Source organism: Cupriavidus sp. 2KB_3, assembly GCF_052115685.1.
In the GTDB taxonomy this organism is placed as follows: Bacteria; Pseudomonadota; Gammaproteobacteria; order Burkholderiales; family Burkholderiaceae; genus Cupriavidus; species Cupriavidus campinensis.
On record NZ_JBFRHD010000025.1, the window covers coordinates 58697 to 72489 of the forward strand.

General features: G+C 63.2%; 12 protein-coding genes. 8 read left to right on the forward strand and 4 right to left on the reverse strand.

What is annotated here, in order from left to right; translation table 11 throughout:
• Positions 1–143 precede the first annotated feature (143 nt).
• Complete coding sequence (gene gyrB, locus AB4120_RS23645; protein ID WP_149136999.1) at positions 144–2669, forward strand: DNA topoisomerase (ATP-hydrolyzing) subunit B; 2526 nt, start codon at positions 144–146, stop codon at positions 2667–2669.
• Positions 2670–2748: 79 nt separating this feature from the next.
• On the opposite strand, the gene AB4120_RS23650 is transcribed toward gyrB, so the two are convergent.
• Entirely contained in the window at positions 2749–3867 is a 1119-nt protein-coding gene (locus AB4120_RS23650) for an HNH endonuclease (RefSeq protein ID WP_262389502.1), read from the reverse strand.
• Between the two features lie 230 nt (positions 3868–4097).
• On the opposite strand from AB4120_RS23650, the gene AB4120_RS23655 reads away from it, so the two are divergent.
• Together AB4120_RS23655 and AB4120_RS23660 are read left to right on the forward strand one after the other, a co-directional pair.
• Positions 4098–4427 carry a nucleotide pyrophosphohydrolase gene (locus AB4120_RS23655; RefSeq protein WP_149137614.1) on the forward strand — a complete coding sequence of 110 codons (330 nt, stop codon included), beginning with the start codon at positions 4098–4100 and terminating at the stop codon, positions 4425–4427.
• Positions 4428–4450: 23 nt separating this feature from the next.
• Positions 4451–5179 carry a hypothetical protein gene (locus tag AB4120_RS23660; protein WP_149136998.1) on the forward strand — a complete coding sequence of 243 codons (729 nt, stop codon included), beginning with the start codon at positions 4451–4453 and terminating at the stop codon, positions 5177–5179.
• 27 nt (positions 5180–5206) lie between these two features.
• On the opposite strand, the gene AB4120_RS23665 is transcribed toward AB4120_RS23660, so the two are convergent.
• From AB4120_RS23665 to AB4120_RS23675, 3 genes are read right to left on the reverse strand one after another with little or no spacing between them, the layout of a single operon-like run.
• The gene (locus AB4120_RS23665; RefSeq protein WP_187645097.1) at positions 5207–6838 is read right to left on the reverse strand and encodes an ATP-binding protein; all 1632 of its coding nucleotides are present in this window, start codon (positions 6836–6838) and stop codon (positions 5207–5209) included.
• A 10-nt stretch (positions 6839–6848) separates the two neighbouring features.
• Entirely contained in the window at positions 6849–7463 is a 615-nt protein-coding gene (locus tag AB4120_RS23670) for a DUF4194 domain-containing protein (RefSeq protein ID WP_149136996.1), read from the reverse strand.
• Positions 7460–7912 carry a DUF3375 family protein gene (locus tag AB4120_RS23675; protein WP_149136995.1) on the reverse strand — a complete coding sequence of 151 codons (453 nt, stop codon included), beginning with the start codon at positions 7910–7912 and terminating at the stop codon, positions 7460–7462. Before AB4120_RS23675 ends, AB4120_RS23670 begins: the two co-directional genes overlap by 4 nt.
• 217 nt (positions 7913–8129) lie before the next feature.
• On the opposite strand from AB4120_RS23675, the gene AB4120_RS23680 reads away from it, so the two are divergent.
• The 5 genes from AB4120_RS23680 to AB4120_RS23700 all read left to right on the forward strand — a co-directional run bounded on the left by AB4120_RS23680 (position 8130) and on the right by AB4120_RS23700 (position 13710).
• Positions 8130–9005, forward strand: coding sequence for a DUF72 domain-containing protein (locus AB4120_RS23680; RefSeq protein WP_149136994.1), 876 nt, complete (start codon positions 8130–8132; stop codon positions 9003–9005).
• 63 nt (positions 9006–9068) lie between these two features.
• Positions 9069–10511 (forward strand): ATP-dependent RNA helicase DbpA, encoded by a 1443-nt coding sequence (gene dbpA, locus AB4120_RS23685; protein WP_211943542.1) that lies wholly within the window; start codon positions 9069–9071, stop codon positions 10509–10511.
• A 209-nt stretch (positions 10512–10720) separates the two neighbouring features.
• Complete coding sequence (locus tag AB4120_RS23690) at positions 10721–11161, forward strand: CBS domain-containing protein (protein WP_149136992.1); 441 nt, start codon at positions 10721–10723, stop codon at positions 11159–11161.
• Positions 11162–11412: 251 nt separating this feature from the next.
• The gene (locus AB4120_RS23695; protein WP_262389685.1) at positions 11413–12903 is read left to right on the forward strand and encodes an MDR family MFS transporter; all 1491 of its coding nucleotides are present in this window, start codon (positions 11413–11415) and stop codon (positions 12901–12903) included.
• A 147-nt stretch (positions 12904–13050) separates the two neighbouring features.
• On the forward strand, positions 13051–13710 hold the full coding sequence (locus AB4120_RS23700) for a glutathione peroxidase (protein ID WP_149137613.1): 660 nt from the start codon (positions 13051–13053) through the stop codon (positions 13708–13710).
• Positions 13711–13793 lie beyond the last annotated feature (83 nt).

The window sequence follows — 13793 nt, forward strand, 5'->3', positions numbered from 1 at the left end:
CACACCGCAGCAGGGGCAGGATCCCAACGATCCGCCCCTTTTGCCGTTTTTAAGTAACCCGCCATTGCGGACCCCAGACCCCGCGCCAGCCCGGCGCCGGGACCGGATTCCGCATTTGCCGTGAGTATCGTGAGTAGGAAAACATGACCGACCAGCAAAATCCGCAGCAGGAAAACTCTTACGGAGCCTCTTCGATCCAGATCCTGGAAGGCCTGGAGGCGGTACGCAAGCGCCCGGGCATGTATATCGGCGACACCTCCGACGGTACTGGCCTGCACCACCTCGTGTTCGAGGTGCTCGACAACTCCATCGACGAAGCGCTGGCCGGTTATTGCACCGAAATCCAGGTCACGATTCACAGCGACAACTCGATCTCGATCGTCGACAACGGCCGTGGCATTCCGCCCGCGGTGAAGTTCGACGACAAGCACGAGCCGAAGCGCAGCGCGGCGGAAATCGCCATGACCGAGCTGCATGCGGGCGGCAAGTTCAACCAGAACAGCTACAAGGTATCCGGCGGCCTGCACGGCGTGGGCGTGTCTTGCGTGAACGCGCTGTCCAAGTGGCTGCGCCTGACCGTGCGTCGCGACGGGCAGGTCAACCTGATCGAGTTCGCCAAGGGCGCGGTGCAGAACCGCGTGATCGAGACGGTGACCGGTCCGGACGGCAACCCCGTGGAAGTCTCGCCGATGAAGGTCATCGGCGCGACCGACAAGCGCGGCACCGAAGTGCACTTCCTGGCCGACGAGGAAATCTTCACCAACGTGGAGTTCCACTACGAGGTGCTGTCCAAGCGCATCCGCGAACTCTCGTTCCTGAACAACGGCGTGCATATCCGCCTGACCGATCAGCGCACTGGCAAGGAAGAGGATTTTGCCTACTCGGGCGGCGTGAAGGGCTTCGTCGAATACATCAATCGCGCCAAGACCGTGCTGCATCCGACCATTTTCTACGCGAACGCCGAGAAGGAAGGCATCACGGTGGAAGTGGCCATGCAATGGAACGATGGCTACAACGAACAGGTATTGTGCTTCACGAATAACATTCCGCAGCGCGACGGGGGTACCCACCTGACCGGCCTGCGCGCGGCGATGACGCGGGTCATCAACAAGTACATCGAAGAAAACGAGATCGCCAAGAAGGCCAAGATCGAGACGTCCGGCGACGACATGCGCGAGGGCCTGTCCTGCGTGCTGTCCGTGAAGGTGCCCGAGCCGAAGTTCAGCTCGCAGACCAAGGACAAGCTGGTGTCGTCCGAAGTGCGCCTGCCCGTGGAGGAGCTGGTGAGCAAGGCGCTGACCGACTTCCTGCTGGAAACGCCGAGCGACGCCAAGATCATCTGCGGCAAGATCGTGGACGCCGCGCGCGCCCGCGAGGCGGCCCGCAAGGCCCGCGAGATGACGCGCCGCAAGGGCGCCTTCGACGGCATGGGCCTGCCGGGCAAGCTGGCTGACTGCCAAGAGCGTGATCCGGCGTTGTCCGAACTGTTCCTGGTGGAGGGGGACTCCGCAGGCGGCTCGGCCAAGCAGGGCCGCGACCGCAAGTTCCAGGCAATCCTGCCGCTGAAGGGCAAGATCCTGAACGTGGAGCGCGCGCGCTTCGACAAGATGCTGTCCAGCCAGGAAGTACTGACGCTGATCACCGCGCTGGGCACCGGCATCGGCAAGGACGACTACAACCTCGAAAAGCTGCGCTACCACCGCATCATCATCATGACCGATGCGGACGTGGACGGCTCGCACATCCGCACGCTGCTGCTGACGTTCTTCTATCGCCAGATGCCGGACATCATCGAGCGCGGCTATGTGTACATCGCCCAGCCGCCGCTGTACAAGATCAAGCACGGCAAGGAAGAGCGGTACATCAAGGACGACAACGAACTCAACGCCTACCTGCTGAAGCTGGCGATGGAGAAGGCGTCCCTGACGCGCCCGGACGGCAGCGAGATCACGGGCGACGCCCTGACCGAACTGGCGCGCCAGTACCAGCTGGCCGAAGGCGTGATCGGCCGCCTGTCCCGCATCGTCGATCCGGACGCGCTGCGCGCCATCGCCGACGGCGTGGTGCTGGACCTCGACAACGCGGCAGCGGCGGAAGCCTCGGCCGTGGCGCTGAAGGCCAAGCTGGCCGAGATGCACGCCAAGACGCTGCTGGGCGCCGCCGTGAACGACGACGGCACCGCGGACGTGTATGCGCAATTCGACGAAAAAACCGACAAGCACCGCCTGATGATCGCGCGCCGGCACCATGGCAACGTGCGCCTGTCGCACCTGGACGCGGACTTCGTCCATGGCGCCGACTACGCCGCACTCGCCCGCGCCGCCACGACCTTCCAGGGCCTGATCCCGGAGGGCACCAAGGTCAAGCGTGGCGAAGGCGAACGCCTGCGCGACCAGACCGTGTCTGACTTCCACCAGGCCATGCAGTGGCTGCTCTCCGAAGCGGAACGCGGCGTGTCCCGCCAGCGCTACAAGGGCCTGGGCGAGATGAACCCCGAGCAGCTGTTCGAAACCACGCTCGACGTGACCCAGCGCCGCCTCCTGCGCGTACAGATCGAAGACGCCATCGCGGCCGACCAGATCTTCACCACGCTCATGGGCGACGAAGTGGAACCGCGTCGTAATTTCATTGAATCGAATGCGTTGGTGGCGCGGAATATTGATGTTTGAGGCAGGTGGTGATTCGATCTAGCTCACGTGGCTAGTCGCTATTTCTTAAAAAGGCCGCGGCTGTTTGCTGCGGTTTTTTTTAGCTATTGGTCTCTTTGTCCGCAATAATTAACGTGAGCCTTTTGTTCAATTCGTTGCCTCCTTTGCCATAGTGAATGTGCCTGTGGCAAGTTGGGCATATTGCGGCGACAAACCTTGGATGATCCAAACCACCATCCGAGAGGCGGTTTGTATGGTGAGGTTCTAGATAGCCGGAGCCATCGCGACGCCGAAACGGCGCCGGCAGATTGCACAGCTCGCAAAGTCCTGCGGCGCGCTGCAAGACGTAGTTTCTAACGAGTTGACTGCGACGGTATAGGTTTCTGAGCGCGGTAGTGGCGCCCTGGCTCTCGGTGTTGTTGTCAACTGCCCACAAGGCTAGGCGCCGAGCCTCGTCGAGGGTGGTCGCAAGCCTCGGGGTTGAAGCGCTATCCTCTGACTGTTCGATTTCACGAGCTAGATTGACCGGAATGAGTGGAAACACGATAACGTCTCGCTCCCGTCGTTCTTTGTCAATCCCGCGCTCGAATTTCGGGACGCCGCAAGTATGCTCGCCGAGATATTTCTGACCTCTTGCTTTCCCGAGGGATTTGAACAGGTGTAGGGCTTGGCCATTCTGAGCATGGTCACGCACAGCCTTGTTCCCGCTTTTGAAGACCATGTCGCCGAGCTGGCCCTCACCGGAATACCAGTAGACCCCTTGGTCATCGCGATAGTCGGTGTAACCGTATTTCTCTCCCGTCCTGCCAGTGAAGAGGAAAATGGCGTGGGCCCGGCGCGATGGTGCAATCCCGCTTTGACGGCTACCGCCAAAGATATCGTTTATTTCCGAGAATCGATCATAGATCTGCCCGATTACGAAGGATGGTAATGGCTTTGCACTCAAAAGCGCAGCGGCGTCGTTGATACGTGCTAGAGAAAATCCCTGCTTTTCGAGAAAGCGGCACGCGGGATCTCCACCCGGGAATTCCGTATCGCTAAGGCCGGAAGCAAGTCCTATTATCCTCTTCAGTGGGTATAAGCGATTGTTATGAGATAGTGCGAACTGTTGGTCGTCTCTATCCTCACAGCCTTGCCAGGCTGGTGCCGCGCGCAGGTTGCCATCGAAATATTCGATAGCTTCAAGAAGTTGCTCTCGATTGACGTTTGGGATTGTCAAAGTGTTTACCAGTGGTGTTAAGGGCGCCCTTCAGTCGCACTCCGAAACCACAGTATCACATTGTAATATTTCGAGTTTCTTGCTGTAATGAAGGCCCTTACGGAGTGATCCTCCGCGTCCTCTTCATTGAATGGTTTTCGAGCGCAACATGTTCCCTGGTGCGTGTTTGAATGAAACATGCGCAGGCGATCTGGATCCTAGTTCCTATTGCCTTCCGTCGCGAGTCCGACATGCCTTTAGTTGATATTACGAACCTTCAGCAAGCCGCGTTTGCTTTTGGCGAGCAACGCGGCTGGGGGAGGTATCACAGTCCCAAAAATCTTGCCATGGCGTTAAGTGTCGAGGTGGCCGAATTGGTCGAGATTTTCCAGTGGCAAACGGAAGACGAGTCCCGGAAAGCCATGGCGACGACGGAGAGGGAACACGTGGAGCAGGAGCTTGCAGATATTGCAATCTATCTGTCACAACTTGTGACAGTGCTAGGCGTCGATCTCGACTCGGCGGTGAGAAGGAAGATGGAAACGAACGCCCTGAAGTATCCCGTTCCCACACAACGCTGATTTCGGATGATCAGGATCTACCGATGGCAATGACTAACCAGGCCAAACTCGCAGAGTTGCACGGCAACGGGACGTCGAGCCCGGAGGCGTTTGCACTAGACGCTCTGATGGACGACTTGGTCAAAGTAAGGCAGTGGAGCATTGCAGAGGAATCACAGAAGAGAGCGTTTCTCGAGGTCTGGTCTGACCGCATTTGCATTGGGGCACTGGCGCTCGGTTGGATTGTAAATGCCACGTCCACTTGGCTAAAGCTACCTGTCTTGAATTGGTTCGCTCTTGTTTTGTTAGTTGTTGGTGGGTTGGCAACTATCGGGGTAGCGGCGTACAAGTCGAGGTTGCTTGTGAGGGAGTGGAGGTCTATGGAGATGGAATTGCTCGGTGATATCGGTCGAAATCTCTCGCGCTGGTACGACGCCATTCGAGAGATAAGGCGAGCCTATTCACCACAGCAGCTTCGATTTGCCAAGAGCTACTTCAGCGCAGTCGCGAAAGATGCACGCTCCAGAATAGCGCTGTTCGTTGGGGCACTGGAGAAGGTTGGGCTGATTCCTTCTGCGGTGACATTGATCGTCACACTAGTGAAATTTCGGTCGGGCGAGCCGCTCTCGATATTCATTTGGTACACGGGCGCAACGGTGGCGGGGATTCTCTATGTCTTTACACTGAAGTTCATTGATGTGGCGATGACGTTGGAGCGCTTCGTCGTTATCCTCGAACACGCTTCGGATGACCGGGAGGCGCAGCAGAAGTAGGGTGGATGCATCGCTGCTATCCCAGCCTCAACAATCTTCAATTCCAACGCGCCACACCCGCGCTGTGGCGTCTCCCTCATCCCGCACAAACGTCACGCTGGCCACGAACGGTTCGACGATAGGAATCTTCTCCATCGGCGTGACGATCAGGCACTGCATGTTGGCGGCGCCTAGCCGTTGTAGCCAGACTGTCGCCGTGGCGTCTTCGCCTCGCCAAAATGATTCATCCAGCACGGCGAGGTGGAAGCGGTGGGGCCGCGCGGCCTGTGTGGATATGAGCGCGGATGGGCCGTCGCGTAGTTGTTCGTCCAGAAGCGCCCAGTCGCTTGCGTCCGCGTCGATGCGGGCCTGGAGCCAGCGTCGCATGCTCTCGCGGCAGGGGTCGCATGATTCCACGGTGGGCGCGTGCTGCCCGAACGCTTCGGCGCGCAGCGCATCGAGCATGTCGAGGCTGGCCGATTGCATGGCGAGTTCGGACGCGGCCAGCAAATCTTCGGCCTGCTGGCGCTCCGCTTCGGCGATGGCCATTGCCGTCTGCGCCGCCGTGCGGGCGTCGCGGCAGGCATCGAGCGATTGCTCGCATGACCGGATCGTTCCTCGCAATTCCTCCAATCCATCGGCCAATTGCTGGAGGATGTCCGAGGCATTCTGGAGTCGTTGTTTTTCCTCGCCAAGCCGCGCGGCGTCGCGCGCCGGCGTGCGCCAGTCGATCTCGTGGAAGTCCGAAAAAGCGGAGAGTTGCGAGAGCGCAGCCGACGGCGCATGGGCCCGGCGCGCGGCTAGCCGGTCGCGTTGTGCGAGGAAGTCGGCGTCGGTGGCGGCGGGCGTCTCGTTGATCGACGCAATCAGCGTTGCGTACAACGTGGCGCGTTGCCGACGAATATCGCGTACGCGTTCGAGTTGCTCGATATCGAAGTCGAGCTGCGCGATCCGCTCGCCGCCGCTCGCAGAAATGCTATGCCGCAGGTGCAGCGCCTGGGCGCGCAGCGCGGCGTGGCGTTCCACCTCATCCAGCACGCGGCGATCGTGTCGCGCCCAGTCGTCGGCCAGTTGCCCGAGCCGTATCTCCAGCAGCGCGAGCTTGAGGCCGACAAAGTAACCGTCCAGCGCGTCCCGGCAGGCGCGCAGGGCGTCCACGGGTAGCGGATCGCCGATGGCGAAGCAACGCCGGAACCATGCGTGATAGCGGGCGAAGGTGTCGAATGATTCGGCGCCGACTGTGCGCAGCGTTTTGCGGAGGGCGATGAGGTCGCCGTCGAAGTGAGAAAGATCGCTGCCAATGCTCAAGTCATGCGGCGCGGCGGCGAACAGCCGCGCGGGCAGCGGGTGATCCGCCGCGCTTGGGAATATCTGGGCAAGGGTGACCGTTCTGTCGAACGCGGCATTGTGGAATACGCCGAGCAGCATCGCCGGTCGATCTGCCGCACGCGGCGGGATGGCGGGGTCCGGCTCCGGGAGTAGGAGCATTCTCAAAGCGTCGACCAGGGCGGTCGTGCCGGGCCCGAGGTCGCCCGTCAACACGGCATGTTGGCCGTCGGGGCGCATCGACGACACACCTTGCCGGAACGGTCCCCAGTTCAGGACTTCGAGTCGCATCAGGCGGAATCCCGCATCCGTCGTGGTGGCCTCGATGTCCGGGACCACCGTCTCCGGTGCCATGGTGGGTGCCCTATCCATCGACGCCTCGCGTGCGCTCGGTGGAGGTGCCGCGCAGTTGTGTCTGATAGACGGCTAGCCGCGCATCGAAATCGGCCAGCCATTGGGCATCGACAAAGGCTCTCAGCACGCGGCGGACTTCGTACGAAGCGGGTTCCGATTGCCCCACGCGCCGCAGGAAGCCCAGCTCGACGATCTTGCTCACATGTGAGTCGACCATGTCGATGAGCTTGGCTTCATTGCTGCCCGAAGGCAGGAACGCGCGTAGCAGTTCAGCGATATCCTCGCGCGTCAGGATCAGTGGGCCACGAAGCCCCGCCGCGTCGAATTCGGCCATCGCCTTGCGCAGCAACGCCAGCGTGAGGCTGACGGCATAGGACAGTGGGCGTCTGGCGATCAAAGGGGGCATCGTGGCATCGGGCGCTGGCGGCGATGGCACTCGCAGAAATGCGAATCCATCGTCCTCGTCGATGAACAGGGCGAGACCCAGCACGGCCACGTAGGCGCGCACGGCTGCCTGCTGTACCAAGAGCGCCTGCCATGCGGTGGGCGCGTCCTCGCGGCACACCACTCCTTTGAGCAGCGGCACCACAAGGGGCGACAGCGCATGGGGATCGGGCGCGCTCATGATCCCGCTCCTGATCCATTTCTCACAAAGACGACACGTGGCATTTGCGCGCCGCGCGTCAGTGGCGCGCCGCCCATGCCGCGCGCATGCCACGTAACGGTCTCCATCGCCGCCTCATCGACGACGCAATGGAAAGTATCGCCAGTCAATTGCAGATAAGTCAGCAACTCCGCGAGGCCGTGTTCGAGCGGGTGGTCGCCGCAGAGGGCGTGCAGCGAGACTTGCGGCTGACCGCGGAGTGCGGCTTCCACCCGTCGTTTGAGAAGGCTCTTACTAAGGGCGGCAGCCGGGGGCGGCTGATACAGCACCCGTTCCATGGGCAGGTCAATGCGGGCCGCCGTCTCGTCGATCGACGAAAACAGGCCGGCCGGCGGGGTGTCGCGCAGTGCGAGCGCGCGCGCCTCGATGCTTTGCAGAATGGCCGGGAGCGTGTCGGGGTCGAAGCGCAAGGCGGGCCCTCCGGGTAGGTGAGGCGGTAGGTGAGGCGGTAGGTGAGGCGGCTGGAATCGGGGCTGGAATCGGTCCTAGTGTGCCTTCGGTCGCAACATTCAGGAAGCAACATTCCCGCCATGAATCGTCATGCGACGAAAACGTGGCGTTGGCCGGACACGCTACCGCACGCTAGACTGGTATGCATCGCATTTTGCGTGAATGACGGGGGTTGTCATGGCAGCGCGCAAGCAGGGCAAGGCGGTAGGCAATATCCACATCGGCATTGGCGGATGGAGTTTTGCGCCGTGGCGCGACAATTTCTACCCGTCCGGTCTCGCGCAGGCGCGCGAACTCGAGTACGCAAGCCGTCACCTGACCGCCATCGAGCTCAACAGCACCTATCACGGGACACAAAAGCGCACGTCATTTGCCAACTGGCGCAATGCCACGCCGGATGGCTTCGTGTTCTCGGTCAAGGCGTCGCGCTTCGCCACCAACCGGCGCATCCTGGCCGAGTCGGGCGATTCCATCGCCCGTTTCATTGATAGCGGCATTGCCGAGCTGGGCGAGAAACTCGGTCCCATCGTCTGGCAATTCGCCCCAACCAAGCAGTTCGTTGCCGATGACTTCGAGGGATTCCTGAGTCTGCTGCCCGATGCCGTCGAAGGCGTGAAACTGCGGCACGTGCTTGAGGTGCGGCACGAGAGCTTTATGTGCGACGACTACCTGAAGCTCGCGCGCAAGTTCAAGGCGGCCACGGTGTTCACAGATTCGCCAAAGTTTCCGTCGTTCGCGGACCCGACCGCGGACTTTGCCTATGCGCGGCTGATGAACGCGCAGGCGAAGCTCAAGACCGGCTATGCGCCGAAGGACCTCGACGTGTGGGCCGCGCGCGCCACCGCCTGGGCCTGCGGCAGCGTGCCAGACGACCTGCCGCGCGTGGATGAGCAGGCGGGTGCCCGCCAGAAGCCCAAGGAACTGTTCCTGTTCTTCATTAACGGGGCGAAGGAGCACGCGCCGGCGGCGGCGCAGGCCCTGCTCGAGCGGCTGGGATGGGCGCCCACCGAGGACGTGCCGGTGAAGAAGCCCGCCGCGCGCAAGGCCGCCTGACCGACCGCGGTTTCCGAGCCACCCCCGCCGCACCCCCACCGCACCCCACCGCTATAATCCGGCATGACTTCGAGCCCAACCCCCAACTCCGCCGCCGCCCCCGCCACCCCCGCCAAGACGCCGGCTGGCGCGCCGTTCTCCGACCTGGCGCTGTCGCCTGCAATGCTCGCCACGCTGGCGCAGCTCGGCTACGACACCATGACGCCGATCCAGGCCGCCAGCCTGCCGCTGGCGCTGGCTGGCCAGGACCTGATCGCGCAGGCCAAGACTGGCAGCGGCAAGACCGCCGCCTTCGGCCTGGCGCTGCTGCATCGGCTCGACGCACGCCGCTTCGACGTGCAGGCCCTGGTGCTCTGCCCCACGCGCGAACTGGCCGATCAGGTGACGCAGGAAATCCGCCGCCTGGCGCGCGCGGAAGAGAACATCAAGGTGCTGACGCTGTGCGGCGGTTCGCCCATGCGGCCACAAGTCGACAGCCTTATCCACGGCGCGCATATCGTTGTGGGCACCCCGGGGCGCATTCTCGATCACATCGAGCGCGGCAGCCTGGACCTGCGCGGCATCAACACGCTGGTGCTCGACGAAGCGGACCGCATGCTCGACATGGGTTTCTTCGATGACATCGCCTTCGTCGCCAATCACTGCCCGAAAGACCGCCAGACGCTGCTGTTCTCGGCCACGTACCCGCCCGGCATCGTCAAGCTGAGCCAGCAGTTCCTGAACAAGCCGCGCGAGATCAAGCTGGCCGAGACACACGGCGCCAGCAAGATTCGCCAACGTTTTTACGAGGTGGAGGAGGGCGACCGCCTGCAAGCCGTGGGCCGCCTGCTGGACCACTTCCGGCCTGCCAGCACGCTTGCTTTCTGCAATACCAAGGCACGATGCCGCGATCTCGTCGAATTACTACGCGCGCAGGGCTTCGAGGCACTGGCCCTGCATGGCGATCTGGAACAGCGTGACCGCGATCAGGTGCTGGTGCAGTTTGCGAACCGCAGTTGCTCGGTCCTCGTGGCCACGGACGTGGCGGCGCGCGGGCTCGACATCGCCCAGCTGGAAGCCGTGATCAATGTCGACGTCACGCCTGACCCCGAGGTGCATGTGCACCGCATCGGTCGCACGGGCCGCGCGGATGCCGAAGGCTGGGCCTTCAGCCTGGTCAGCATGGATGAGATGGGGCGCGTGGGGAACCTGGAGCAGCATCAGGGCGGCGAGTTCGAATGGCACCCGCTGACCGAGCTGGTGCCCACGAGCAAGGAGCGCCTGCTGCCGCCCATGGTCACGCTCCAGATGCTGGGTGGCCGCAAGGAAAAGATCCGCGCGGGCGACATCCTCGGCGCGCTGACCGGCGAGGCCGGCTTCACCAAGGACCAGGTGGGCAAGATCAACGTGATGGAGATGTCCACGTACATCGCCGTGGATCGTGCCATCGGCAAGGAAGCGGTCAAGCGGCTCAACGATGGCAAGGTCAAGAACCGCAAGGTGCGGGTGCGGATGCTGACGGAGTAACGCGCGACTTCACTATCAGGGGAATTGTGCGCAGGAAGAAACAATCAGCTATGTCAGATTGCTTACAAAGATTCGTGAAAGTCACCCTGTAAGCGCTGACTATCCTTTGCTAATCTGAAAGAGCAGGCCGGCGGCGCATCGGGGGTGAAAGACGCGCGGCCGCGCGGGCGCAACGATTTACCCAGACAGCAGCAACAAGGAGTCGGTCTATGAAAACCGCACGGCAGGTTCTGGAAGCGAAGCCAAATCAGGCGATCTTCAGCATTCCTCCTTCAGCGACGGTCTACGCCGCGCTGCAACTGATGGCGGAGAAAGGCATCGGCGCGTTGCTGGTGATGGAGCACGGCAAGATCCAGGGCATCCTGAGCGAGCGTGACTACGCCCGGAAAGTGATCCTGATGCAACGTACGTCGCGCGAGACGCTGGTGCGGGAGATCATGACTTCAGCGGTGATCTATGTGCGGGCGGACCAGACCACGGACGAGTGCATGAGCCTGATGACGCGGCACCGCCTGCGCCACCTGCCCGTCATGGAAGGGGACGAACTGCTCGGCATGCTGTCGATCGGCGACCTCGTGAACAACATCATCAGCGAACAGCGTTTCGTGATCGAGCAGCTCGAACACTACATCACCGGCGGGTCGCGCTAGCGACCAACAGGCCACGGATGCCAGATGTGGCGCCGTGGCCACTTTCCGCCAAAATTCATTGCTACGTCAACGAAGGCTTCCGCATATAATTATGCGGATACTGAATTAAGCCATCTCCGACGCAGGGATGGTCCCCACAGCCTCCATCCCGCCGTAGCCACATGTCGTCGCCCACCTCGCCGCAATCCGCCGTGGAGGCTACCGCCTCCGTTCCCGAACACCCGCCCATCGTCCACGATCACCGCGCCATCATGCGGGTGATTGGCGGCATCGTGCTATGTATCCTGCTCGCGGCGCTGGACCAGACCGTGGTCATCCCCGCCGTACCCGCCATTGCGAATGATCTCAACGGATTCGGCCACCTGTCGTGGATCGTCACCGCCTATCTGATCGTCTCCACCGTCACCACGCCGCTGTACGGCAAGCTGTCCGATAGCTTCGGGCGGCGGCGCCTGCTGATGGTGGCCATTACGCTGTTCATCCTCGCCTCCGTGGCGTGCGCGATGGCGCAGTCGCTGACGCAGCTGATCCTGTTCCGGGCGTTGCAGGGCGTGGGCGGCGGCGGGCTGATGTCGCTGGCGCAGGCGGCCATTGCGGACGTGGTGGCGCCGCGCCAGCGCGGGCGCTACCAGGGCTATCTGGCGATGGTCTGGGCGATGGCATCCATCGCCGGGCCACTGGTGGGCGGCTGGGTGTCCGATCACCTGTCCTGGCGCTGGCTGTTCTGGATCAACGTGCCGCTTGGCGCGCTGGCCATGGCGATGTGCTACCGGGGCCTGGCCACGCTGCGCCCGCGCGGCGGCCGGCCCCGCGTGGACTGGCTGGGCGCACTGCTGTTGGCGGTGGCCATCATCGCCTTCCTGCTCGCCATGAGCTGGGCCGGCGATGCCTTCGACTGGATTTCCCTGGAAACCGGCGCGCTGCTGGCCATCACGGCCGGCGCGCTGGCACTGCTGGCCTGGCAGGAGCGCCGCGCGGCGGATCCGATGCTGCCGCCGCGCCTGTTCCGCAACCGTGCCTATGTGATGGGCGTGGGCGCATCGGCGCTGGCCGCGCTCAATATCTTCCTGTGCATCTTCGCGCTGCCGCTGCATTTCCAGCTGGCGCGCAACGCCGATGCGTCGATGTCCGGCCTGCTGGTGGTCCCATTCCTGCTGTCCACCGTAGCGGGCAACCTCGTGGTGGCCTGGCTGGCGCCGCGCATGGGACGCATGCGCGGCATTCTCAGCGCCGGCTTCGTGGCCGCCGCCATCGGCCTGAGCGCGCTGGCCGCTGCCACGCCGGACGTGCCCACGGCCGCCGTCCTGCTCGCCATGACGGTGGGCGGCGTGGGGCTGGGCATGGCGATGGTCGGCACGCTGATTTCGGTACAGAACGCGCTCGAGCGCCGCGACATGGGCGCGGGCACCGGCGCGCTGCTGGTGGTGCGCTCGCTCGGCAGCGCGATTGGCGGCGCGCTGGCGGGCACGCTGCTGGCGCTGGAGTTCCGCGAGGCGATGGCCCGCGCCGGGGTGACCCAGGCGCTGGACCTTGGCGCGCTGCGCCACGGCAGCGAGGCGATGGCGCATCTGTCGCCGGCTGTGCGGCAGGTGCTGTCCGCCGGCGTGGAATCGGGCTTCCAGCTGATTTTCGCGGCGGGCGCGGTGGCGGCGGTTGTGGCGCTACTGATCGTGCGCCGCATGCCGGACCTGGAGCTGCGCACCAGCGTGACCGAGCACGCCGCGACGGCGGTGATGGACTGACCCCGGACTGTCCCCCGGACTGACGGCCTGACTGACGGCCGCCATCCCCCATGATGCTGCCGTGCGGAGTGCAGTGAACCCGACGAAGGCGTAGACTGCGGAGGCCACCCTTCACGCCCCAATATGGAGTCGCCCGTCATGACCCGCATGGTCCCCCCGACCCGGACGCGCCACCCGCGCACGGCCACCCTGACGCTGCAGCGCCGCGCGCTGCTCGCCGCCCTGGCGGTGTCCGCGATGGCCGCAGCCACGGCCAGCCTGCTGCCGCGCGCGGCCCACGCCGCCGAGAAATCGACCCTCACCCCGGCAGCCGCCGCGGCTGGCAGCTGCCCGGCAACGCTCAACTTCAAGTTCCCGCGCCTGCAGGACGAGTCGCCCCAGAACCTGTGCCAGTACGCCGGCAAGGTCGTGCTGGTGGTCAACACGGCCAGCTACTGCGGGTTCACGCCGCAGTACGAGGGCCTCGAGGCGCTCTACGCCAAGTACCGGGAGCGCGGCCTGGTCGTGCTGGGCTTCCCGTCGAACGATTTCTCGCAGGAGCCCGGTTCCTCCAAGGAAATTTCCGACTTCTGCTACAACACCTACGGCGTCAAATTCCCGATGCTGGGCAAGTCCCACGTGCGCGGCAGCGATGCCAACCCGATGTACGAGCTGCTGGCCAAGGAAACCGGCACGGCGCCGAAGTGGAACTTCTATAAATACCTGATCGACCGCAAGGGTCAGGTCGTCGGCAGCTACAACAGCATGGTCAAGCCGGACGACAAGCAGTTCGTCGCCACGATCGAGAAGCTGCTCAGCACGCGCTGACCGCATGACCGACCTTTGATCCCCGTCAAAGGTCGAACCGGCCCCGCTGGTACTTTCGCCGATTCAAAACAAAAACGAGCGAA

Coding starts and splice junctions, on each gene's coding strand:
- AB4120_RS23665 (WP_187645097.1), bottom strand. CDS start 6,838: ATGGCACCGGAGACGGTGGTCCCGGACATCGAGGCCACCACGACGGAT.
- AB4120_RS23680 (WP_149136994.1), top strand. CDS start 8,130: ATGGCAGCGCGCAAGCAGGGCAAGGCGGTAGGCAATATCCACATCGGC.
- AB4120_RS23660 (WP_149136998.1), top strand. CDS start 4,451: ATGGCAATGACTAACCAGGCCAAACTCGCAGAGTTGCACGGCAACGGG.
- AB4120_RS23690 (WP_149136992.1), top strand. CDS start 10,721: ATGAAAACCGCACGGCAGGTTCTGGAAGCGAAGCCAAATCAGGCGATC.
- AB4120_RS23655 (WP_149137614.1), top strand. CDS start 4,098: ATGCCTTTAGTTGATATTACGAACCTTCAGCAAGCCGCGTTTGCTTTT.
- AB4120_RS23670 (WP_149136996.1), bottom strand. CDS start 7,463: ATGAGCGCGCCCGATCCCCATGCGCTGTCGCCCCTTGTGGTGCCGCTG.
- AB4120_RS23695 (WP_262389685.1), top strand. CDS start 11,413: ATGCGGGTGATTGGCGGCATCGTGCTATGTATCCTGCTCGCGGCGCTG.
- dbpA (WP_211943542.1), top strand. CDS start 9,069: ATGACTTCGAGCCCAACCCCCAACTCCGCCGCCGCCCCCGCCACCCCC.
- AB4120_RS23700 (WP_149137613.1), top strand. CDS start 13,051: ATGGTCCCCCCGACCCGGACGCGCCACCCGCGCACGGCCACCCTGACG.
- gyrB (WP_149136999.1), top strand. CDS start 144: ATGACCGACCAGCAAAATCCGCAGCAGGAAAACTCTTACGGAGCCTCT.